The sequence below is a fragment of the Catenulispora yoronensis genome, assembly GCF_039531695.1.
In the GTDB taxonomy this organism is placed as follows: domain Bacteria; phylum Actinomycetota; class Actinomycetes; order Streptomycetales; family Catenulisporaceae; genus Catenulispora; species Catenulispora yoronensis.
On record NZ_BAAAQN010000051.1, the window covers coordinates 42,180 to 62,373 of the forward strand.

The window sequence follows — 20,194 nt, forward strand, 5'->3', positions numbered from 1 at the left end:
GCGCCATGTCCGCGCTCGCCACCGCCTCGGTGTTCCTCGACCTGCTGGCCCGCGACGCCGCCGCCATCGAGTACGACGGCCCGGTCGTCGCCGCCCGCGTGGCCGGCGCGGGCGCGGACGAACTCGCGGAGCTGGAGTCCGCCAAGCGGGTGGCCCTGGAGGTCCGCGCCACGCTGGCCCGCTCCCGCCGCCGCGAGGCGGAGCTGGTGGCCCTGTTCGAGACCGCCGGCGACCTGGCCGCCCTCCGCGACCTGGACGCGGTCCTGAAGGCGATCGTCTCGCGAGCCCACACCCTGATCGGCGCGGACGTCACCTACCTGACCCTGGAAGACCCGGACCAGGCCGACACCTACATGCGAGTCACCCACGGCTCGGTGTCCGCGCACTTCCAGTCGCTGCGCCTCCCGATGGGCGCCGGCCTCGGCGGCCTGGTGGCCCAGACGGCGAAGCCCTATGTGACCTCGAACTATCCCCAGGACGCCCGCTTCCACCACACCACCGAGATCGACGACGCGGTCGGCGAGGAGGGCCTGATCGCCATCCTCGGCGTACCGCTGACCCTCGGCAGCCGCGTGATCGGTGTCCTGTTCGCCGCCAACCGCACCGCACGGCCCTTCGCCCGCCACGAGATCACGCTGCTCAGCTCGCTGGCCGCGCACGCCGCGGTCGCGATCGACAACGCCCGCCTGCTCCAAGCGACACGCGACGCGCTGGGGGAGCTGCGCGGCGCGAACGAGCTGGTCCGCGCCCACAGCGAATCGGTGGAACGCGCGGCGGCGGTCCACGACAAGCTCGCCGAACTGGTGCTGCGCGGCGGCGACGTGGAGGGGATCGCGGCGGCCGTCGCGGAGGCGCTGGCCGGCGGCCTGGTGGTGGTTGACGCGGACGCGGTGGTGACGGCGGTCGCGGGGGATGTCGCGCTGCTGGAGGTGCTGGTCCCCGCAACTCCCTCAGCCCCCGCGACCGGTGCGGTGCTCGGTGGCGCGCGCGAGCTGATCGCGCTCTCCGCGGCGACCGGCCACGCGGTCCGCTCCGGTGACCTGGTCGTCGCGGCGGTGGCGGCGGCGGCCGAGCCGCTCGGGGCGTTGATTCTGCGGGCGCCTGAGTCGTTCAGTGATGTCGATCAGCGGATTCTGGAGCGTGCGGCGCTTGTCGTCGCTTTGCATTTGCTGATGCGGCGTTCCGAAGCGGAGGCGGCGGAGCGGCTTGGCGGCGATCTGCTCGATGACCTGCTCGCGGTTCCGGTGCGCCACACTTCCACCCTCGCCGAGCGGGCCCGCCGCATCGGCGTCGATCTCGACCGTCCCCACATCGTCGTGGCCGCTGACGCCGCTCCCGCCGATCGTCCCCGCGCGCACTTCGCCGCCGGCCGGCTCGCGGGTGCCGAGGGCGGCCTTGCCGGATCGCACGAGGGCCGCATCGTCGTGCTCCTTCCCGGCGACGATCCCTCCGCCGCCGCTCAGCGCGTCCATACCGCTCTGCGCGGGGGCCTGGCGCATCCCGTCACGGTCGGCGCCGGCGGCCCGAAGTCCGACGTCGCCGCCTATGCCGACGCCCACGCCGAGGCGGTCAAATGCCTGGGCGCCCTGCACGCCCTCGGCCGCGCGGGCGGCGCCGCCGCGCCCTGCGACCTGGGCTTCCTCGCGCTGGTCCTGGGCGGCGGCGATCCCGGCGACGTCGTCCGCCGTGCCCTCGGCCCGCTCATCGACTACGACGCCAAGCGCGGCACCGATCTGCTCGGCACCGTCGAGCAGTACTTCGCCGCCGGACGCAGCCTCGGCCGCACCGGCGAGGCCCTGCACATCCACGTCAACACCGTCACCCAGCGCCTGGAACGCACCGCGCGGCTCCTCGGCCCCGACTGGCAGGAACCGGCGCGCAGCCTGGAGATCCAGCTCGCGTTGCAGATCCGCCGGGTCATGGGTCTGTGACGCATAACGACGGGTGATCCAGTGGCGGGCCAAGCCATATCGAGCAGCGCTCCGCGCGCCATAGCGTCCACTTCATGGACAAAACATCTCCGTCCGCGTCCCAGGCGGTGGCCGACATCCCCGCCGGCGCGACGCTCGCCGTCGGCGGCTTCGGCCTCTGCGGCATTCCCAGCACCCTGATAGCGGCCCTGCTCGACCAGGGGGCCGACCGGCTCTCCGTCGTCTCCAACAACTGCGGCGTCGACGACTGGGGCCTGGGCCTGCTGCTGTCGGCCGGCCGCATCCGCAAGATGACCAGCTCCTACGTCGGCGAGAACAAGGAGTTCGTCCGCCAGTACCTGGCCGGCGAGCTCGACGTCGAACTCCTCCCGCAGGGCACCCTGGCCGAGAGCCTGCGCGCCGGCGGACTGGGCATCCCCGCCTACTTCACGCCGGCCGGGGTCGGCACGCCGATCGCCGAGGGCAAGGAGACGCGCGTCATCGACGGCCGCGAATACCTGCTGGAGCACGCCCTGACCGCCGATTTCGCCCTGGTCCGCGCCGCGAAGGGGGACCGGCACGGCAACCTCGTCTTCCACGCCTCGGCCCGCAACTTCAACCCGGTGGCGGCGATGGCCGGCCGGGTGACCGTCGCCGAGGTCGAGCAGCTCGTCGAGCCCGGTGAGCTGGACCCGGACGAGATCCACCTGCCCGGCGTCTTCGTGCAGCGCGTCGTCGTGGTGCCGGAGGACCAGCGCGACAAGCGCGTCGAGAAGCGGACCGTGACCGGGAACGGAGCAGTCTGACATGCCCCTGACCCGCGACCAACTGGCCGCCCGCGCCGCGCGCGAACTCCGCGACGGCACCTACGTCAACCTCGGCATCGGCCTGCCGACGCTGATCCCCGGCCACCTCCCGCCGGGTGTGGAGGTCGTCCTGCAGTCCGAGAACGGCATCCTCGGCCTGGGCCCCTATCCCGCGCCGGACGCCGTCCACCCGGACCTGATCAACGCCGGCAAGGAGACCGTGACCGTCCGCCCCGGCGCCGCCTTCTTCGACTCGGCCACCTCCTTCGGCATGATCCGCGGCGGCCACATCGACACCGCGGTCCTCGGTGCGATGCAGGTCTCGGCCACCGGCGACCTGGCCAACTGGACCGTGCCGGGCAAGCTGGTGAAGGGCATGGGCGGCGCGATGGATCTGGTGCACGGGGCCCGCCGGGTCCTGGTGGTCATGGAGCACACCGCCAAGGACGGGTCCCCGAAGCTGGTCGATGCCTGCACCCTGCCGCTGACCGGCAAAGGCGTCGTCCACCGCGTCATCACCGATCTGGCGGTGCTCGACGTGACGCCGCGCGGCTTCCGCCTCGTCGAGCTGGCGCCCGGCGTCACCGTGGAGGAGGTGACGGCCAACACAGCCGCGCCGCTGGATGTGGCGCTGCCCCACATTTCGGGGCCCGTAACGCGCACTTAACGTTCCGGCCATGCATTCCACCAGCATCCTGCGCGGACACCGCGCCCGGTCCATAGCCGTCCTGGCCGCCGCCTCGATCGCGGCGCTGGCCGCCTGCGGCAGCCCGAGCAAGGCCGCCGGCGGTTCGTCCGGCGGCTCCGGCTCCGGCAGCTCGGGCGGCTCCGGCGGCACCACCGCCGCGGCCGCCGCCACCGGCACGCCGATCAAGGTCGGCCTGGTGTACTCCCAGACCGGGCCGCTGGCCGGCTACGGCAAGGACTACTACGAGGGCTTCCTCGCCGGCCTCGACTACGCCACCCACGGCACCGGCGCCGTGAACGGCCACAAGATCGAGGTGGTCCAGAAGGACGACGCCGGCGACGCGACCAAGGCGGTCGGCGCCGCCAAGGACCTGATCGGCCAGGGCTACCACATCCTGGCCGGGTCCACGGCCTCCGGCGTCGCGCTCCAGGTGGCGCCGCTGGCCGCGCAGAACAAGGTGCTGTTCGTCTCCGGCCCGGCCGCCACCGACGGCGTGACCGGCATCAACAAGTACACCTTCCGCTCCGGCCGGCAGACCTACCAGGACATCGCCACCGCCGCGACCTTCGTCGGCGACCTGTCCGGCAAGCACGTCACGGTGCTGGCCCAGGACAGCGCCTTCGGCCAGGCCAACGTCGCGGCCGTGAAGGCGGTGCTGGGCGCCAAGGGCGCCAAGGTCGACGCGGTGCTGGCGCCGCCGAGCGCCACCGACCTCACGCCGTTCGCCACCCAGGCCAAGGACGCCAAGCCGGACCTGCTGTTCGTGGCCTGGGCCGGCACCACCGCGCAGGCGCTGTGGACGGCGCTGTCCCAGCAGGGCGTGCTGGACGCCACGACCACGGTCACCGGCCTCGACGTCCGCGCCTCCTACCCGGTGTTCGCCTCCACCGGCGGCAAGGTCTCGTTCCTGGCGCACTATGTGCCCGGCGGGACCACGAACGACGCGGCCAAGGCGATGGACGCCTACCTGGCCAAGAAGGGCGAGCAGTCCGACCTGTTCAGCCCCGACGGCTTCACCGCCGCGCAGATGGTGGTGCACGCCGCGGAGAACGGCGACGCCGACGTCGACACGATGGTGAAGAACCTCGAAGGCTGGACCTTCGACGGCGTCAAGGGCCCCTACACCGTCCGCGCCGCCGACCACGCGCTGCTCCAGCCGATGTTCCAGGCCAAGCTGGACGGCACCGCCCCGGCGGTGGTCAAGACGCTCGACCCGAGCGACGTCGCGCCGCCGGCCAAGACCATCCCGGCGAGCTGACCATGGCCGACGTGCTCACCCTGACCGGGCTGTCCTGGTCCGTCGGCGGCTCGGCGATCCTGTCCGACGTGGACCTCGCGGTCGGCGAGGGCGAGTTCGTCGCGGTGATCGGACCCAACGGCGCCGGCAAGACCTCGCTGTTCAACCTGATCAGCGGCCTGACGCGGGCCAGTGCCGGCCGGATCGCCGTGGACGGCGCTGACATCACCGGCGAGGCGCCGCACCGGCGGGCCCGGCGCGGGATCGGCCGGACCTTCCAGTCCTCCAGCGTGTTCCCGACCATGACCGTCGCCGAGCACGTGGCCCTGGCCGCGCGCGTCGGGAAGGCCAAGCAGTCCGACGCGCTGGAGCGGGTGCGGCTCACCAGGCGGGCCGGCGCGCTCGCCGCCGACCTGTCCCACGGCGACAAGCGGAAGCTGGAACTGGCGATGCTGCTGGCCTCCGGTGCCGGACGCCTGCTGCTCCTGGACGAGCCGATGGCCGGCGTCGCCTCCGGGGACGTCCCGGAACTGGTCGCCGTGATCCGCTCCCTGCATCGCGACGAGGGCCGCACGGTCCTGATGGTCGAGCACCACATGGAGGTGCTGCTCGGCCTCGCCGACCGGGTCGCGGTCCTGCACCACGGCGCGCTGCTGGCGGTCGGGACGCCCGACCGGATCATGGCCGACGCCCGGGTCCAGGAGGCATACGTGGGGGAGGCGCTGTGATCCTCGAACTCGACGACGTCCGGGTCGCGCTCGGCGGATCGCAGATCCTGCAGGGCGTCTCCTTCACCGTCGCCCCGACCGGGGTGACGGCGCTGCTCGGCCGAAACGGCGTCGGCAAGACGACGACGGTCAAGGCGATCCTCGGCCTGGTGCCGCGCACCGGCACGATCCGGTTCGACGGCGCGGGGGTGCATCGCCTGCGCACCCACGAGATCGTGCGCCGCGGCATCGGCTACGCCCCGGAGGACCGCGGCGTCTTCGCCAAGCTGACGGTCGCCGAGAACCTGGCCCTGGCCGAGCGCCGCGGCTCGCGCCACGCCTACGACCTGGTCTACGAGCTGTTCCCCGAGCTGAAGACCCGCGGCGCCCAAGCCGCCGGCACCCTGTCCGGCGGCCAGCAGCAGATGGTCGCGATCGGCCGCACGCTGCTGAACGACAACCGGCTCGTCGTGGTCGACGAGCCGACGAAGGGCCTGGCCCCGAAGGTGGTGACGGAAGTGGCCGAGGTGCTGGAACGCGCCGCCGAGCGGGTCCCCCTGCTGCTCGTCGAGCAGAACCTGGCGCTGGTCAAGCGACTGGCCGGCGACGGCGTGGTGCTGGCGGCGGGGCGGGTGGTGCACCGCGGCCCGGTGCCGGACCTGCTGGCCGACGCGGAGCTGACGCGGGAGTTGCTGGGAGTGGGGAAGGCGCGATGAGCACCCTGGTCCTGCTCGCCCTCACCGGCCTGGGCCTGGGCGCCCTCTACTTCCTCATCGCCTCCGGCCTGTCCCTGATCTTCGGCCTGATGGACGTGCTCAACTTCGCCCACGGCGCGCTGGTCACCGCCGGCGCCTACACCGCGTGGCGGCTGACCGGCCGGCTGCCGTTCGTGCTCGCGGTGGCCGCGGCGATCGCGGTCGGCGCGGTGCTCGCGGCGGTCGTCGAGACCGTGCTCATCCGGCCGCTGTACGAGCGGCCCAAGGACCAGATCCTGGTCACCGTCGGCCTCGGCCTGGCGCTGCCGGCCCTGGTCCAGGGCATCTGGGGCGCCGACGCCCGCCAGGTCCGGGCCCCGAAGCAGCTCACCGGCACGGTCGGGCTGCTCGGCGCGCGGGTCCCGACCGACCGCTTCGTGCTCGTCGCCGCCGCGGTCGTCGTGCTCGTCGCGCTCAAGCTGTTCCTCGCCAGGACCCGCTACGGCCTGATCGTCCGGGCCGGCGTGGAGGACCGGGCCATGGTCACCGCGCTCGGCATCGACGTGCGCAGGGCCTTCACCCTGGTCTTCGCGGTCGGCGGCGCGCTCGCCGGACTGGCCGGGGCGCTCGGCGGCGTCTACTTCGGCAGCGTCTCGCCGAACCAGGGCACGTCGCTGCTGGTGTTCGGGTTCGTGGTGGTGGTCATCGGCGGCCTGGGCCGGATCGACGGCGTCGCCCTGGCCGCGGCCGCCGTCGGCCTCGTCCAGCAGTTCACCAACTACTACGCCGCCTCCGGCCTCGGCGACCTCGCCGCGGTCGCGATCCTCGCCGGCGTCCTGCTGGTCCGCGGCAACGGCGAGGGGCTCCAGCGGCTGATCCGGAGGACGGCGTGAAGGACCGCATGAACATCCCCATGACCATCCGCGCGAACCTCCGCACGAATCTCCGCACGAGTCTCCGCGTCAAGCACCTGATCCCGGTCGCGGTGCTCGCGCTGCTACTGAGCTTGCCCTACTCCACCCTCCGGATCCCCGGCGTCCTGGACGGCGCGGTCAACACCCCCGGCTCGCTCCAGCTGCTCGCGCTGTGCCTGCTGTTCGCCGGGCTGGCCGTCGGGTACGACCTGCTGTTCGGCCGCCTGGGCCTGATGTCGTTCGGGCACGCGCTCTACGTCGCGCTCGGCGCCTACGGGGCCGAGCTGGCGATGAAGAACCTCCACCTGCCCCTCGCCGCGGCCGCCCTGCTCGCGATCGTCATCGGGGCCGCGGTGGCCGCGGTCCTCGGCGTGATTTCCCTGAAAGGTGTCGGAAAACTGGGCACCGTCGGGTTCGCCATGGTCACCCTGGCGTTCGCGCAGGCCGGGTCCATCCTGGTCGGCCGCGACCCGAGGACCACCGGCGGGGAGGAGGGCCTGCCGCTGAGCACCGAGAAGGTCCCGGCGGCCTTCGTCGGCGTGGTCAACACCGTCAACCTCTACTGGCTGGCGCTCGCCTACCTGGTCCTGGTCTGCGCCGTGGTGTGGGCGCTGGTCGCCGGCCCGGTCGGCCGGTCCTGGCAGGCGGTGCGCGACAACGAGCGGCGCGCCGAGGTGCTCGGCCTGAACCCGTTCCGCTACCAGCTCGGGGCGTTCGTGCTGGCCGGCACCCTCGGCGCGGCCGGCGGCGTGGTGCACCTGCTGGTCACCGCCGGCGCCACCCCGGAGACCACGACCAGCGACTTCACGCTGGCGCTGCTGGTGATGGTGGTCCTCGGCGGCTCCGGCACGCGCTGGGGCCCGGTGCTCGGCGGCGTGCTCTACACGCTGCTGGACCACCGGCTCGGCGCCCTGGCCACCTCGGACTCGGTCGCCGGGCTGCCCACCGCGCTGCGGGTACCGCTGTCGCAGCCCCTGGTGCTGCTCGGCGCCCTGTTCGTGATCGTGGTCCACGCCGTCCCCGGCGGCCTGGCCGCGCTGCCGCGACGGCTCGGCGCCCTGCGCTCGGGGCTACGCCGCGGACGACGGACCGGCCCCGGAGGAGAGCGAGGCGAACAGCACGGGCTCGGCGTGGTCGAGGGCGAGCCGCACCGCTCCCACGCCGACCGCGTCCCCTCCGAGCTCTGACACCCGCACCTCCGGCGGATACAGGCACACCTCACCGAGCAGCGCCCTGATCGGCTCGGTGAGACGCTCGCCGGTCCGGGCCAGGCTCCCGCCGATCACCACCAGGTCCGGGTCCAGCGGCGTCACCAGGCTGACCAGCCCCTCGGCCAGGCCCCGGGCGAACGCCTCGAACGCCGCCGCGGCCTTGTCGTCCCCGCCGGCCGCGCGCTCCATCGCGAACAGCGCGGCCTGCGACGGCGCCCGCAGCTCGCCGGGATCCACGGCCATCGCGTACTCCATGACGTGCTGGAAGGCCACCCACCGGTTGTTCGGGTGCCCGCCGAGCTCGCCGGAGGCCGCGTGCGAGCCCCGGTACGGCACCCCGCCGAACAGCAGGCCCAGCCCGATCCGGCCGCCGGTGTGCAGGTACATCACGTTCTCGTGGCCCACGGCCGCGCCGCGCCAGTGCTCGGCCAGCACCGCCAGGCGCATGTCGTTCTCGACCACGACCGGCGGGGCCAGCCGGGCCGCCAGCTCGGCGTGCAGGTCCACCCCGGACCAGTCGACCAGCGCCACGCTTTTCAGCACCCGCCCGGCGCTGTCGATCACGCCGGTGGTGCCGACGCCGACCGCGGCCAGCCGCTCCGCCGGCAGGCCGGCCTCGGCCGCGGCCCGCGCCAGCACCCGCTCCACCGCCGCCAGCCGCTCGCCGGCCGGCAGGTCCGGGCTCAGGTGCTCCATCGCCCGCGCCGCCGGCGTCCCGTCCAGGTCGGCGACCAGCGCGGTGACGCCGGAGCCGCCGATCGCGACCCCCGCGACGTGCGCCGCGGCCGCGTGGAAGGCATAGCGCCGCGCCGGGCGGCCGCGCTGCCCGTCGGCCACCGCCTCGGCCTCCACCACCCAGCCGTGCCGCAGCAGCGAGTCCATGATGACCTCGGTGGTCGCCCGGGACAGCTGCGCCGCGCGCGCCACCTCGGCCAGGGTCGGGGTGCCGGCCCCGCGCAGCGCGCGCAGCACCGCGACCTCGTTCAGGCTCCGCAGAAAGCTGCCGTCGCCGCTGGTCCGTCGCATGGCCGCCATCTTAGGCGGGCCGGCGGCGGGCGCGGGCATATTTATCCCAGTCGTCATCTTAAACATGCCCGACATGTCCCGGTAGTGGATCACGGGATGATCTCGGAATGATCGCTTTTCCGCGTCTCGTGCGCACTGTCGCTCGATTAACCCTGGCCTCAAGCAAAAACGCGGGCTAATGTCCGGGCTCACGGAGTACCGCACGGCACTGCCGGTTTCGCATCAGAGTTCTGACAACGTTGGGAGACGCGGATGTTGTGGTTCAAGCGGGTGGGCGCAGTGCGGGGGAGCAGAGCGTTCGTCCTCGCCGGCGTCGGGGCCCTCGCCCTGGCCGCGACCGGCAGCAGATGGCCGACGCCTTCCACGCCGCGCACCCCGACATCACGATCGACATCCAGCTGACGCCGAACGCGGACTACTGGCAGTACGGCATGCCGAAGGACTTCGACACGGTCGGGCTCTGGTACAACAAGAAGCTTTTCGACGCGGCCGGCGTGAAGTACCCGGACGCGACCTGGACCTGGCAGAACGTCATCGACGCGGTGCAGAAGCTCACCGACCCGGGCAAGGGCGTGTGGGGCATCGCCTCGCCGGACTGGACCCAGGAGAACTTGTTCAACACCATCCTGCAGGCCGGCGGCTCGATCATCGGCGCGGACAAGAAGAAGTCCGGGTTCGACGACCCCAAGACCCTCGCGGGGCTCCAGTACGCGCTGGACTTCGTCACCAAGTACAAGGTCTCCCCGACCGCGCAGCAGATGACCGACACCCAGCCCGACCAGCTGTTCGCCTCGGGCAAGGCGGCGATGTTCGCCGACGGCGACTACGACCTGCCGGAGTACAAGGCGGCCGGCCTGGACGCCGACGTGGCGCCGCTGCCCGCCGGTCCGGACGGCAAGCACGCGACCGTCATCAACGGTCTGGCCAACGTCGTCTACGCCAAGACCAAGCATCCGGCGGCGGCCTGGGAGTGGGTCGAGTACCTGGGCTCGAAGGAGGCCAACGAGATCCAGGCCAAGACCGGCACCGTGATCCCGGCCTACAACGGCCTGTCCGCCGACTGGGTGGCCTCGGCGCCGCAGTACCACCTCCAGACCTTCATCGACCAGCTGGACGTCGCGGTCCCGTACCCGGTCTCCAAGAACACCGCGGCCTGGACCAAGCCGATGCAGGACACGCTGGACCAGATCTGGGGCGGCAAGCTCGACGTGCAGACCGGGGCCAAGCAGATCGCGGACCAGATGAACGCCGCGCTGGCCAAGGAGTAGCCGGTGTCCGCCATCGAATCCGGTCCCGCCGCCGCCGCCACCGCCGCCGCCGCCACCGCCACCGCTCCCGCCACCGTCCCCGCCGCCACGCCGGCGACCGCGGGGGCCGCCGGTCCGGCCCGGACTCGGACCCCGGCCCGCCGCCCGGTCTCCCGCCGCCCCCGCTTCTCCCGTGCGCACTGGCGTGAGTGGGCCTGGGGCTACGTGATGATCGCGCCGCTGTCCGTCGGTCTGGTGCTGTTCTACCTGTGGCCGATCGTGCAGTCCGCCTACTTCAGCTTCACCGAGTGGGGCGCCTTCGGCGGCCAGGAGTGGGTCGGCTTCAAGAACTACAGCGACTTCCTGTCCGATCCGCAGTTGCCTCGCGCCGCTTGGAACACCATCAAGTACGCGCTCATCATCCTGGTCGGCATCCCGGTCTCGATCGTCTTCGCCTCGCTGCTGAACCAGGTGAGCGGCAAGTACGCGACGCTCTACCGGATCCTGTACTTCCTGCCGGTGGTCAGCATGCCGGCCGCGGTCGCGATGGTCTGGCGCTGGCTCTACAACGGCGACTACGGGCTCATCAACTATCTGCTGTCGCTGGTCGGGATCCACGGCCCGCACTGGGTGTCCGACGGCCGGTACACGATCTGGGCGCTGGGCCTGGTCGGCATCTGGGGCTCGCTCGGCTACAACATGATCATCTTCGCCGCCGGGCTGAAGAACATCCCGCGCCAGTACTACGAGGCCTCGGCGCTGGACGGCGCCGGCCGGGTCCGGCAGTTCTTCGCCATTACGCTGCCGCTGCTGAGCCCGAGCATCTTCTTCGTCTCGGTGCTGTCGGTGATCGGCGGCCTCCAGATGTTCGACCTGGTGTTGATGATGCTCGGCAAGACCAATCCGGCGCTGGCCGACAGCAAGACGATCGCCTACCTGTTCTACGAGGACGCCTTCGTCACCGGCAACCAGGGCCTGGCCGCGGCCATCGCCGTGGTGCACACGCTGGTGCTGCTCGCACTGACTGCGGTCCAGTTCCGGCTGCAGAAGAGGTGGGTCCACTATGGGTAGGACACTGATCCGGCAGCGGCTCTGGCCGGTGCACGTGATCCTGGCCGTGGGCGCGGCCGCGATGGTGACGCCGTTCCTGTGGCAGCTGATCACCTCCTTGCAGAGCACTGGCGAGGCGACCAGCGTGCCGCCGCACTTCCTGCCCTCGTGGCAGTGGGGGAACTACAGCCAGGTCTTCCGCGACACGCCGTTCGCCGAGCAGTTCTGGAACTCGGTGGTGCAGACCGTCGTCCGGGTCCTGGCCCAGGTGCTGTTCTGCTCGATGGCCGCCTACGTCCTCGCGCGGCTGCGCTTCCCGGGCCGCAACGCCCTGTTCCTGCTCATGCTCGCGGTGCTGATGGTGCCGAGCCAGGTGTACCTGCTGCCGCAGTACCAGCTGGTGCAGAACATGGGCCTGCTCAACACCCTCGGCGGCGTGGTGCTGCCGGGCCTGTTCAGCGCGTTCGGCACGTTCATGCTGCGGCAGTTTTTTTGTTGCTGCCGGACGAGGTCGAGGAGGCGGCGCGGCTGGACGGTGCCGGCACCTTCCGGATCTTCTGGTCGGTGATGCTGCCGCTGGCCAAGCCCGGACTCGTCTCGATGGGCGTGCTGACCGTGCTGTGGTCCTGGAACGACCTGCTGTGGCCGCTGGTGGTCGTGAACGACGACACCAAGATGCCGCTGACCGTCGGCCTGTCGACGTTGCAGGGCGAGCACCTGACCGAGTACCCGTTGTTGATGGCAGGTTCGCTGCTCGCCAGCCTGCCGATGATCCTTCTGTTCCTGGCCGCCCAACGCCGCATCACCGAGGGCATCGCCCTCACCGGTACCAAATAGGAAAGGCACGTGCACCACATGGCGGACAACCTGCGCCTCGGCGTCATCGGTCTGGGATTGCGCACTTCCCTGGCGGTTGCCGCGCACCAGCCGGAGCGGGGCTTCGAGGTCGCCGCGCTCTGCGATCCGGACCCGGCCGCGTCGGCCCGGGCCCGGGAGCGGATCGGCGCCGAGGGCATCGACGAGGTCGACGACCACCGGAAGCTGCTCACCCGCTCCGACCTCGACGCGGTCATCGTCATGACCCCGGACGACACCCACGAGGCGATCGCGATCGACTGCCTGCGGGCCGGCAAGGCGGTGTACCTCGAAAAGCCGATGGCGATCACCGTCGAGAGCGCGGACGCGATCCTGCGCGCGGCGTACGAGACCGGGACCCGGCTCTACGTCGGCCACAACATGCGGCACATGGGTGTGGTGCGGACCATGCGGGACGCCATCGCCCGGGGCGACATCGGCGAGCCGAGGACCATCTGGGTCCGGCACTTCGTGTCCTACGGCGGCGACTACTACTTCAAGGACTGGCACGCCGAGCGGGACCGCACCACCGGCCTGCTGCTCCAGAAGGGCGCGCACGACCTGGACGTGGTGCACTGGCTGGCCGGCGGCTTCACGAGGCGGGTCAGCGCCTTCGGCGACCTGATGGTCTACGGCGGCCTGCCGCGCCGCCCGGAGGGGACGCCGCGCCCGGACGGCTGGCTCAAGGAGTTCGACTGGCCGCCGACCAGCCGCCGCGACCTCAACCACCGGGTCGAGGTCGAGGATGTCTCGGTGATGAACATGCAGCTGGACAACGGCGTCATCGCCGCCTACCAGCAGTGCCACTTCTCGCCGGACTACTTCCGCAACTATACGGTGATCGGCACCGAGGGCCGGCTGGAGAACTTCGGCGACGGCCCCGGGGACCTGGTGAAGGTCTGGAACACCGGCCCGACCGGCTACCGCGCCGATGCCGACATCGCCTACCGGGTCCCGGACGCCGTCGGCAGCCACGGCGGCGCGGACGGCGCGATCATGGCCGAGTTCGCCCGCTTCGTCCGCGACGGCGGGGCCACCGACACCTCCCCGGTCGCGGCGCGGATGAGCGTGGCCGCCGGCTACATGGCCACGCTGTCGCTGCGCGACGGCGGCACGCCGCTGGACGTGCCGCCGCTGGACCCGGAGCTGGCCGCGTACTTCGACCGGGGGCAGGTGCGCTGAGCGCGTCCGCACCGGACCGGGCCCCGCGGCCCGGTCCACTCCCCCCGGCCGAGTTCGGGGCGCCGCGTCACTGCAGCAGCGCCCTGACCGCCTCGGCGACCGCGGCGATCCCACGGTCGCCGAGCACGATCGAATAGTGGTTGGTGCCGGGGACGAAGCGCACGTCCACCCCGGCGCCGGCGAGCTCGGCGGCGGCCACCACCGCCGGCGGGTACAGGCCCACCGGCTCGTTGAGCAGCCCGCGCTCGGCGTGCAGGAACACGGCGGGCACCGGCAGCGCGCGGATCGCGCCGACCGCCTCGGGATTCCGGAGCTCGTCGGCCGCGTCGTCGCGGACCGCCTCCAGGACGCAGGCCGAGCGCAGTTCCGGCGCGGTGCCGATGAGGTCCCGGGCCAGATAGGCCTCGACGGCGGGGGAGTAGACCTCCGTCAGCGACGGGTGGTTGCGCCACGGCGCGAGGAACTCGTCGCGGTCGGCGTAGACCGTGCGCAGCTTGGTCATGGCCGGGCCGAGGAGGGCGTCCAGCAGCTCGTCCATGTCGACGTCCGGCGGCAGCGGGAAACCCAGGCCGCCGTCGACGAGGACCACGCCGCCGAACCGGTCCGGATGCCGTACCGCGGCCACCGCGACCACCCAGCCGCCCATCGAATGGCCCAGCAGCGTGGCTTGCTCGATGCCGAGGTGGTCGAGGGTGCGGACCAGGTCGTCGGCGTGGGCGGCCATGCTGTAAGGGCCGCCGACGCCGCGCGAGCGCCCGCGGCCGCGCAGATCCGGCGCGACCAGGTCGATCTCCGGCACCGCCTCGGCCAGCGGGGCCCAGGCCAGGCCGTTGGCGGTGATGCCGTGCGCGGCGACGACCACCGGCGCGTCCGGCGCCTCGCCGGCCCAGCGGGTCACCGCGTACGAATCGGCGCCCCGGGGGAACTCGATCTCCACGCTCTGTCGCATCCGGCCAGGCTCCCGGCTCGGCCCCGGCTTGGCAATGTGCCGCGGCCCCACATCCGGAGCCGGTGGGTGTGGGGACGGATGCGGTCGGAACCGGGCGGGAGGTGTTACACTAATCTCGAAGCAGCAAGACGGGCTTCGTTCGAAAAAAGCTGTGAAACAAAGCACTGCATCGGCCTTTCACCGGACTTCCATCGGATTTCACGATGATCGGCCGTACACGGTGTGGATTCACATCGACGCGGGGTGGAGCAGCTCGGTAGCTCGCTGGGCTCATAACCCAGAGGTCGCAGGTTCAAATCCTGTCCCCGCTACCACCGAGGCCCCTCAGAATTCTGAGGGGCCTCGAATGATCTTCAGGAGCGTCGATGGTGCACGAACCCGAAGCCCCTATGGGTGTGGTGTCAGCCCTCGTGCGTTCGGCCTTCCTCGTGGACGCCACCTATGAGCACACGGCCCGCAAGCACAACCTCACCTCCCAGCAGGGCCAGCTGCTGTGCGTCCTGATGGGCCAGCCCGTCGAGGGCTTCGGCATGGGGGAGCTGGTCCGGGTCCTGGGCCTGGCCAAGTCCAGCCTCACCGGTCTGGTGGACCGTTCCCTGCGCCGCGGCCTGGTCCGCCGCGAGGCCGACTCCACTGACGGCCGCGCGGTCCGCGTCTTCCTCACCGAGGAAGGCCACAAAGTGGCCGGCGAGTTCTACGACGAGACGGTCGCCGCCGTCGCCGAGCTGGCGGACACGCTGTCCGAAACGGAGCAGCACCAGCTGACCGAGCTGCTCGGTCGGCTGGTGCTGGAGAACCACGTGCCCGTGGTCTTTGAGGACAAACCCGGCCAGGAGGCCGCGGAGGACGTGCTGTGCGAGGGGAAATCCGGCACGTCCTCCGACTGAGAGCTCAGAGGCCGAACAGCTCCTGGAAGTGCGCGAGCATCATGGTCGAGCCCTTCATCTGCACCACCAGTTCCAGCGGCACCTGGAACGCCGCCCCGGTCTCGCTGGGGAACTGGCCGACGCCGGCCGCCGGACCCAGCGGCAGCAGGATCACCTTCACCGGGATCGGGCTGTGGACGGTCGCGGGCTCGTCGCCCTTGGCGTGCGCCAGGATGTTCGCCGCGACCACCTCGGCGTGCTGCATGGCCATGGCGGCCATCTTGGTCTCGGGGACGTCGGTGATGTCGCCGATGGCGTAGATGTTCTCGTGCCCCTCGACCGCCAGGCGGTCGGTCACGCGGACCTGGCCGAGTTCGTTGCGGGGCACGGCCCCGTCGAGGTACTCGGTGTGGATGCGGGAGCCATAGGCGCGGAACCAGATGTCGGCGGTGAGCGTGGTGCCGTCGCGGCCGGTCACGGTGAACTCCTGCGCGACGCCCGGAGCGGTCGGCGGCGCGGCGGTGAGCTCGGTGCCCAGGCGCAGCTCGACACCGAGCTCGTCGAGCTGGCGGCGCAGGTCGGCGAGCAGGTCCGGCAGGAAGCCGGGCAGCAGGTCCGGCGCCGGGTCGACGAGCGTCACCCGCTTGTCGGGCCACTCGGCCTTGATCTCGCCGGCCAGCTCCAGGCCGACCGGGCCGGCGCCGAGGATCAGCACCCGGTCGGAGTCCGCCAGCTCCTTGTGCGCGTCGTGCAGCGCGGCCAGGGCCTCGTCGGCGTCGTCGGTGTGCATCTTCGCCGGGAAGGCGTAGGACGAGCCGCTGGCCAGCACCACGTAGTCGGCCTCGACGCGCTCGCCGGAGCCCAGGGTCACGCCGCCCGGGTCCACGGCGACCGCCCGGTCGCGGACCACGGTGCCGTTCTTCAGCAGCGTCCCGAACGGGAAGAAGATGTTCTCGGCCCAGTCCGGACGGACCAGCGCCCGCAGCGCCGCGGCGCTGTGCACGAAGGCGTCCTTCGGATCGATCAGGACCACGTCCAGCTCGGCGTCCAGCGCCTTGGCGACCTTCGCGCCGCCGTATCCGCCGCCGACGACCGCGACCTTCTTACGCATGACAGCCATCCCCTCGCGGCGGGTCCCCGCCGCTCCCGGCTAGTGGTTCGTGACACGAACTTACTTGTTCGTGTCACGAACCATAGCCGGATCGGGGGATTGTTCGCAACACGAACCAGGAGTCGTGGCCAGGGCCGGATCCGTACGCTAAGTGCAGACCGGTAGCGCGACGGTGGGGCTAGCCCCACCGTCGGACACAGGGTGGCTCCGTGGCGGCGCGTCGGCTGCTCCTGGCAGCCTGGAAGACGTCGCGACACCGACCTTGCCCGCGTAAGCCACTTGAGGGGAATCACCATGACAACGGCAGCACAGGCCGCGGTCACCCACCGCACCGTCGGCACCGCCGCCCGCGCCCAGGCCGTGTCCAAGCTGTACGGCCGGGACGAGACCGCCGTCACCGCCCTGGACCGGGTCGACGTCGACATCGAGCGCGGCCGGTTCACGGCCATCATGGGACCGTCGGGCTCCGGCAAGTCCACGCTGATGCACTGCCTGGCCGGGCTGGACTCGGTCAGCTCCGGCCAGATCTGGATCTACGGCCGGGACGGGCAGGCCAGCGAGCTCACCGCGATGAAGGACAAGGAGCTGACGAACCTGCGCCGGGACCGGATCGGGTTCATCTTCCAGTCCTTCAACCTGCTTCCGACGCTGAACGCGCTGGAGAACATCACGCTGCCGATGGACATCGCCGGCCGCAAGCCGAACAAGGCCTGGCTGGACCGGGTGATCGGGACCGTGGGCCTGGAGCCCCGGCTCAAGCACCGGCCCAGCGAGCTGTCCGGCGGCCAGCAGCAGCGCGTGGCGGTGGCCCGCGCCCTGGCCGGCCAGCCGGAGATCATCTTCGGCGACGAGCCGACCGGCAACCTGGACTCCCGCAGCGGCGCCGAGGTGCTCGGCTTCCTGCGCCGCTCGGTCGACGAACTGGGCCAGACCTTCGTCATGGTCACCCACGACCCGTCCGCCGCCGCCTACGCCGACCGCGTGCTGTTCCTGGCCGACGGCCGGATCGTGGACGACATGTCCGCCCCGAACGCCGACAAGGTCCTGGACCGGATGCGGCAGTTCGACGCCCACGGCCACGTCGACCGCGGCGACGCGGCGCAGCGCTGACCGGGATCGGGGGACGAGAATCATGCTCAAGGCATCCCGGCGAAATTTCTTCGCCCACAAGGGGCGGCTGGCGCTCTCGCTGATAGCCGTCGTGCTCAGCGTCGCCTTCGTCACCGGCACGCTGATGTTCACCTCGACCATCACCAAGACCTTCGACCGGCTGTTCGCGACCACCGCCTCGGACGTCGCGGTCACGCCCAAGACCGACAAGGACGCGCTGCCCGGCTCGCCGGAGCAGACCGTGCCGGCCGCGGTGCTGGACGCCGTCAAGACGCTGCCCGGCGTGCAGGCCGCCTACGGCGACATCAGCACCGAGCGGCTGGCCGTGGTCGGCGCCGACAACAAGGCGATCTCCAACGCCACCGGCGGTCCGACCATCGCCTCCAACTGGTACGTGACCCCGCACCCGGCGGTGAACCTGACCTCCGGGCAGCCCCCGGCCGGCGCCGGCGACGTCGTGGTCGACGCCGACACCGCCGCCAAGAAGCACCTGGCGATCGGCTCCCGGCTGCGCATCGTGACCGACACCCAGGCCGGGAGCTTCCCGGTCACGGTCTCCGGCATCGCGACCTTCCGCACCACCAACCCCGGCGCCTCGCTGTTCTTCTTCGACACCGAGACCGCGCAGACCAAGCTGCTCGGCAAGCCCGGGGTGTTCACCGGTGTGAACCTGGACGCCAAGCCCGGCACCGCCGACGACACCCTCAAGGGCGAGGTGGCCGCCAAGCTCGGCGCCGGGTACGACGTCAAGACCCGGGCCCAGCAGGAGGCCGACGGCCGCAACAGCGTGGGCTTCATCGGCTTCATGAAGTACGTGATGCTCGGCTTCGCCGGGATCTCGCTGCTGGTCGGCGCCTTCCTGATCATCAACACCTTCCAGATGCTGGTGGCCCAGCGGACCCGGGAGCTCGGCCTGCTGCGCGCCCTGGGCGCCAGCCGCGGGCAGATCAACCGCTCGGTCCGGTTCGAGGCGCTGCTGCTCGGCGTCATCGGCGCCACCCTGGGCATCGCCAGCGGCGCCGGCCTGGCCTACGGCCTGATCGCGCTGATGAACAACGTCGGGCTGAACCTGGACACCTCCGACATGGAGATCACGGTGCCCGCGGTGGGGGCCGGCTACGCCGTCGGCGTCCTGGTCACCCTGCTCGCCGCCTGGATCCCGGCCCGCCGCGCCGGACGCATCACGCCGATGGCGGCGCTGCGCGACGCCGGCACCCCGGGCGACCGCCGGGCCTCCCGGATCCGCAACCTGATCGGCCTGCTGGTGCTGGCCGGCGGAGCGGCGGCCCTGGTGGGCGGCGCGGCCGCGGGCGCCAACGGCGGCGGCGCCGCGCTGCTCGGCCTGGGCGTGCTGATCAGCCTGGTCGGCGCGATCCTGCTCGGCCCGCTGCTGGCCGGCGTGGTGATCCGGGTGCTCGGCGCCTGGCTGCCCGCGGTCTTCGGCTCGATCGGGACCATGGCCCAGCGCAACGCCCTGCGCAACCCCCGCCGTACCGGCGCCACCGCCGCGGCCCTGATGATCGGGCTGTCGCTGGTGTCCGGGATGGCCGTGGTCGGCTCCTCGCTGGTGACCTCGGCCACCTCGGAGATGGACAAGACGGTCGGCGCCGACTACATCCTGACCGCCAACGGCGGCCTGGAGATCACCCAGGAGGCGCTGGCCAAGGCGCGCGCCACCCCGGGCCTGGAGCACGTCACCGAGAACCGGTTCCTGAACGCCACGGTCTCCGGCGGCACCGGCGACGGCAAGATGGCCTTCTCGGCCTCCTCGCCGACGATGGTCCAGGACTTCAACGTCCGCACCACGGCCGGCTCGCTGAACGACGTCTTCACCAAGGGCGGCATCGCGCTGCCGGAGGCCGAGGCCAAGTCCCGGCACATGGTGGTCGGATCGGTGGCCACGGTGGACTTCCACGGCGGCACCAAGCCGGTCCAGCTGCCGGTGCTGGCGATCCTGCGCGACGACACGGTGTTCAACCACGGCGACGGGTACGTCTCGCTGGACACACTGGGCAAGACCGTGCCGGCCGACCGGCTGCCCGCCGTCGACCTGGTCTTCGCCAAGGCCGACAAGGGTCAGCAGGACCAGGCCTACCAGGCGCTCAAGAGCAGCATGGAGCCGTTCCCGCAGATCACCGTCAAGAGCCAGACCGACTACAAGAAGCTGATCCACGACCAGGTCTCCAGCGTGCTGAACATGGTCTACGGCCTGCTCGGCCTGGCGATCGTGGTGGCCATCCTGGGCGTGGTCAACACCCTGGCGCTGTCGGTGGTGGAGCGGACCCGGGAGATCGGCCTGACCCGCGCGATCGGGATGAGCCGGCGCAAGACCCGGCGGATGATCCGGCTGGAGTCGGTGGTGATCGCCCTGTTCGGCGCCACCCTCGGCGTGGGCCTGGGTCTGGCCTGGGGCGTCACCGCGCAGAAGGTGCTCTCCGGGGTCGGCATCAGCACCCTGGCGATACCGGTGGGCACCATCGTGGCGGTGTTCGTCGGGGCCGCGGTGGTCGGCCTGCTGGCCGCGCTCATGCCGGCCTTCCGGGCCTCGCGGATGAACGTGCTGCGGGCCATCGCCGCCGACGGCTGACCGGCCGACGGCCGAGGCGCTCGGCATGCTCGATGGTTCGGAC

The 20,194-nt window shown here is 71.7% G+C and carries 17 protein-coding genes, 1 tRNA gene and 1 pseudogene; 16 read left to right on the forward strand and 3 right to left on the reverse strand.

The window, feature by feature from the left end; translation table 11 throughout:
• Positions 1-5: 5 nt before the first annotated feature.
• The 8 genes from ABD481_RS33220 to ABD481_RS33255 all read left to right on the forward strand — a co-directional run bounded on the left by ABD481_RS33220 (position 6) and on the right by ABD481_RS33255 (position 8,144).
• A complete protein-coding gene (locus tag ABD481_RS33220) occupies positions 6-1,931 on the forward strand; it encodes a helix-turn-helix domain-containing protein (protein WP_344669785.1) in 1,926 nt (641 codons plus the stop codon).
• Positions 1,932-2,005: 74 nt separating this feature from the next.
• Positions 2,006-2,716: a CoA transferase subunit A gene (locus ABD481_RS33225; protein ID WP_344669786.1), complete on the forward strand. Its 711-nt coding sequence runs from the start codon at positions 2,006-2,008 to the stop codon at positions 2,714-2,716.
• 1 nt (position 2,717) lies between these two features.
• Positions 2,718-3,383 carry a CoA transferase subunit B gene (locus ABD481_RS33230; RefSeq protein WP_344669787.1) on the forward strand — a complete coding sequence of 222 codons (666 nt, stop codon included), beginning with the start codon at positions 2,718-2,720 and terminating at the stop codon, positions 3,381-3,383.
• Positions 3,384-3,393: 10 nt separating this feature from the next.
• Entirely contained in the window at positions 3,394-4,662 is a 1,269-nt protein-coding gene (locus ABD481_RS33235) for a substrate-binding domain-containing protein (protein WP_344669788.1), read from the forward strand.
• A 2-nt stretch (positions 4,663-4,664) separates the two neighbouring features.
• Positions 4,665-5,369, forward strand: a complete 705-nt coding sequence (locus ABD481_RS33240) for an ABC transporter ATP-binding protein (protein WP_344669789.1) — start codon at positions 4,665-4,667, stop codon at positions 5,367-5,369.
• Positions 5,366-6,064 (forward strand): ABC transporter ATP-binding protein, encoded by a 699-nt coding sequence (locus ABD481_RS33245; RefSeq protein ID WP_344669790.1) that lies wholly within the window; start codon positions 5,366-5,368, stop codon positions 6,062-6,064. The genes ABD481_RS33240 and ABD481_RS33245 overlap by 4 nt, the downstream gene beginning before the upstream one ends.
• Positions 6,061-6,936, forward strand: a complete 876-nt coding sequence (locus tag ABD481_RS33250) for a branched-chain amino acid ABC transporter permease (protein ID WP_344669791.1) — start codon at positions 6,061-6,063, stop codon at positions 6,934-6,936. The genes ABD481_RS33245 and ABD481_RS33250 overlap by 4 nt, the downstream gene beginning before the upstream one ends.
• An 8-nt stretch (positions 6,937-6,944) precedes the next feature.
• Positions 6,945-8,144, forward strand: a complete 1,200-nt coding sequence (locus ABD481_RS33255; RefSeq protein WP_344669792.1) for a branched-chain amino acid ABC transporter permease — start codon at positions 6,945-6,947, stop codon at positions 8,142-8,144.
• Here the strand turns inward: ABD481_RS33255 and ABD481_RS33260 are convergent.
• Positions 8,028-9,194, reverse strand: a complete 1,167-nt coding sequence (locus ABD481_RS33260; protein WP_344669793.1) for an ROK family transcriptional regulator — start codon at positions 9,192-9,194, stop codon at positions 8,028-8,030. The two genes, ABD481_RS33255 and ABD481_RS33260, sit on opposite strands and share 117 nt — an antisense overlap.
• 347 nt (positions 9,195-9,541) lie before the next feature.
• Here ABD481_RS33260 and ABD481_RS33265 point away from each other — a divergent pair, with 347 nt between their 5' ends.
• The 4 genes and pseudogenes from ABD481_RS33265 to ABD481_RS33280 all read left to right on the forward strand — a co-directional run bounded on the left by ABD481_RS33265 (position 9,542) and on the right by ABD481_RS33280 (position 13,528).
• On the forward strand, positions 9,542-10,462 hold the full coding sequence (locus ABD481_RS33265; RefSeq protein ID WP_344669794.1) for an ABC transporter substrate-binding protein: 921 nt from the start codon (positions 9,542-9,544) through the stop codon (positions 10,460-10,462).
• Positions 10,463-10,465: 3 nt separating this feature from the next.
• Complete coding sequence (locus tag ABD481_RS33270) at positions 10,466-11,512, forward strand: carbohydrate ABC transporter permease (RefSeq protein WP_344669795.1); 1,047 nt, start codon at positions 10,466-10,468, stop codon at positions 11,510-11,512.
• A pseudogene (locus tag ABD481_RS33275) lies at positions 11,505-12,328 on the forward strand (carbohydrate ABC transporter permease). Before ABD481_RS33270 ends, ABD481_RS33275 begins: the two are co-directional and overlap by 8 nt.
• An 18-nt stretch (positions 12,329-12,346) precedes the next feature.
• Complete coding sequence (locus ABD481_RS33280) at positions 12,347-13,528, forward strand: Gfo/Idh/MocA family protein (RefSeq protein WP_344669824.1); 1,182 nt, start codon at positions 12,347-12,349, stop codon at positions 13,526-13,528.
• Positions 13,529-13,595: 67 nt separating this feature from the next.
• On the opposite strand, the gene ABD481_RS33285 is transcribed toward ABD481_RS33280, so the two are convergent.
• Positions 13,596-14,477, reverse strand: coding sequence for an alpha/beta hydrolase (locus tag ABD481_RS33285; RefSeq protein ID WP_344669796.1), 882 nt, complete (start codon positions 14,475-14,477; stop codon positions 13,596-13,598).
• A 237-nt stretch (positions 14,478-14,714) separates the two neighbouring features.
• Here ABD481_RS33285 and ABD481_RS33290 point away from each other — a divergent pair.
• Both ABD481_RS33290 and ABD481_RS33295 read left to right on the forward strand, forming a co-directional pair.
• Positions 14,715-14,791, forward strand: a tRNA-Met gene (locus ABD481_RS33290).
• Between the two features lie 51 nt (positions 14,792-14,842).
• Positions 14,843-15,364: a MarR family winged helix-turn-helix transcriptional regulator gene (locus ABD481_RS33295; protein WP_344669797.1), complete on the forward strand. Its 522-nt coding sequence runs from the start codon at positions 14,843-14,845 to the stop codon at positions 15,362-15,364.
• Between the two features lie 4 nt (positions 15,365-15,368).
• Here the strand turns inward: ABD481_RS33295 and ABD481_RS33300 are convergent, their stop codons facing one another.
• Positions 15,369-16,454 carry an NAD(P)/FAD-dependent oxidoreductase gene (locus ABD481_RS33300; protein WP_344669798.1) on the reverse strand — a complete coding sequence of 362 codons (1,086 nt, stop codon included), beginning with the start codon at positions 16,452-16,454 and terminating at the stop codon, positions 15,369-15,371.
• Between the two features lie 294 nt (positions 16,455-16,748).
• Here ABD481_RS33300 and ABD481_RS33305 point away from each other — a divergent pair, with 294 nt between their 5' ends.
• Both ABD481_RS33305 and ABD481_RS33310 read left to right on the forward strand, forming a co-directional pair.
• Complete coding sequence (locus ABD481_RS33305; protein ID WP_344669799.1) at positions 16,749-17,564, forward strand: ABC transporter ATP-binding protein; 816 nt, start codon at positions 16,749-16,751, stop codon at positions 17,562-17,564.
• Between the two features lie 22 nt (positions 17,565-17,586).
• Entirely contained in the window at positions 17,587-20,151 is a 2,565-nt protein-coding gene (locus tag ABD481_RS33310) for an ABC transporter permease (RefSeq protein ID WP_344669800.1), read from the forward strand.
• Positions 20,152-20,194: the final 43 nt, after the last annotated feature.

Bases quoted from the DNA above. Each gene is read 5' to 3' on its own strand.
- ABD481_RS33295 (WP_344669797.1), top strand. From the start codon at position 14,843: ATGGTGCACGAACCCGAAGCCCCTATGGGTGTGGTGTCAGCCCTCGTG.
- ABD481_RS33280 (WP_344669824.1), top strand. From the start codon at position 12,347: ATGGCGGACAACCTGCGCCTCGGCGTCATCGGTCTGGGATTGCGCACT.
- ABD481_RS33265 (WP_344669794.1), top strand. From the start codon at position 9,542: ATGGCCGACGCCTTCCACGCCGCGCACCCCGACATCACGATCGACATC.
- ABD481_RS33240 (WP_344669789.1), top strand. From the start codon at position 4,665: ATGGCCGACGTGCTCACCCTGACCGGGCTGTCCTGGTCCGTCGGCGGC.
- ABD481_RS33305 (WP_344669799.1), top strand. From the start codon at position 16,749: ATGACAACGGCAGCACAGGCCGCGGTCACCCACCGCACCGTCGGCACC.
- ABD481_RS33225 (WP_344669786.1), top strand. From the start codon at position 2,006: ATGGACAAAACATCTCCGTCCGCGTCCCAGGCGGTGGCCGACATCCCC.
- ABD481_RS33300 (WP_344669798.1), bottom strand. From the start codon at position 16,454: ATGCGTAAGAAGGTCGCGGTCGTCGGCGGCGGATACGGCGGCGCGAAG.
- ABD481_RS33260 (WP_344669793.1), bottom strand. From the start codon at position 9,194: ATGCGACGGACCAGCGGCGACGGCAGCTTTCTGCGGAGCCTGAACGAG.
- ABD481_RS33310 (WP_344669800.1), top strand. From the start codon at position 17,587: ATGCTCAAGGCATCCCGGCGAAATTTCTTCGCCCACAAGGGGCGGCTG.
- ABD481_RS33220 (WP_344669785.1), top strand. From the start codon at position 6: ATGTCCGCGCTCGCCACCGCCTCGGTGTTCCTCGACCTGCTGGCCCGC.
- ABD481_RS33250 (WP_344669791.1), top strand. From the start codon at position 6,061: ATGAGCACCCTGGTCCTGCTCGCCCTCACCGGCCTGGGCCTGGGCGCC.
- ABD481_RS33255 (WP_344669792.1), top strand. From the start codon at position 6,945: ATGAACATCCCCATGACCATCCGCGCGAACCTCCGCACGAATCTCCGC.
- ABD481_RS33230 (WP_344669787.1), top strand. From the start codon at position 2,718: ATGCCCCTGACCCGCGACCAACTGGCCGCCCGCGCCGCGCGCGAACTC.
- ABD481_RS33285 (WP_344669796.1), bottom strand. From the start codon at position 14,477: ATGCGACAGAGCGTGGAGATCGAGTTCCCCCGGGGCGCCGATTCGTAC.
- ABD481_RS33235 (WP_344669788.1), top strand. From the start codon at position 3,394: ATGCATTCCACCAGCATCCTGCGCGGACACCGCGCCCGGTCCATAGCC.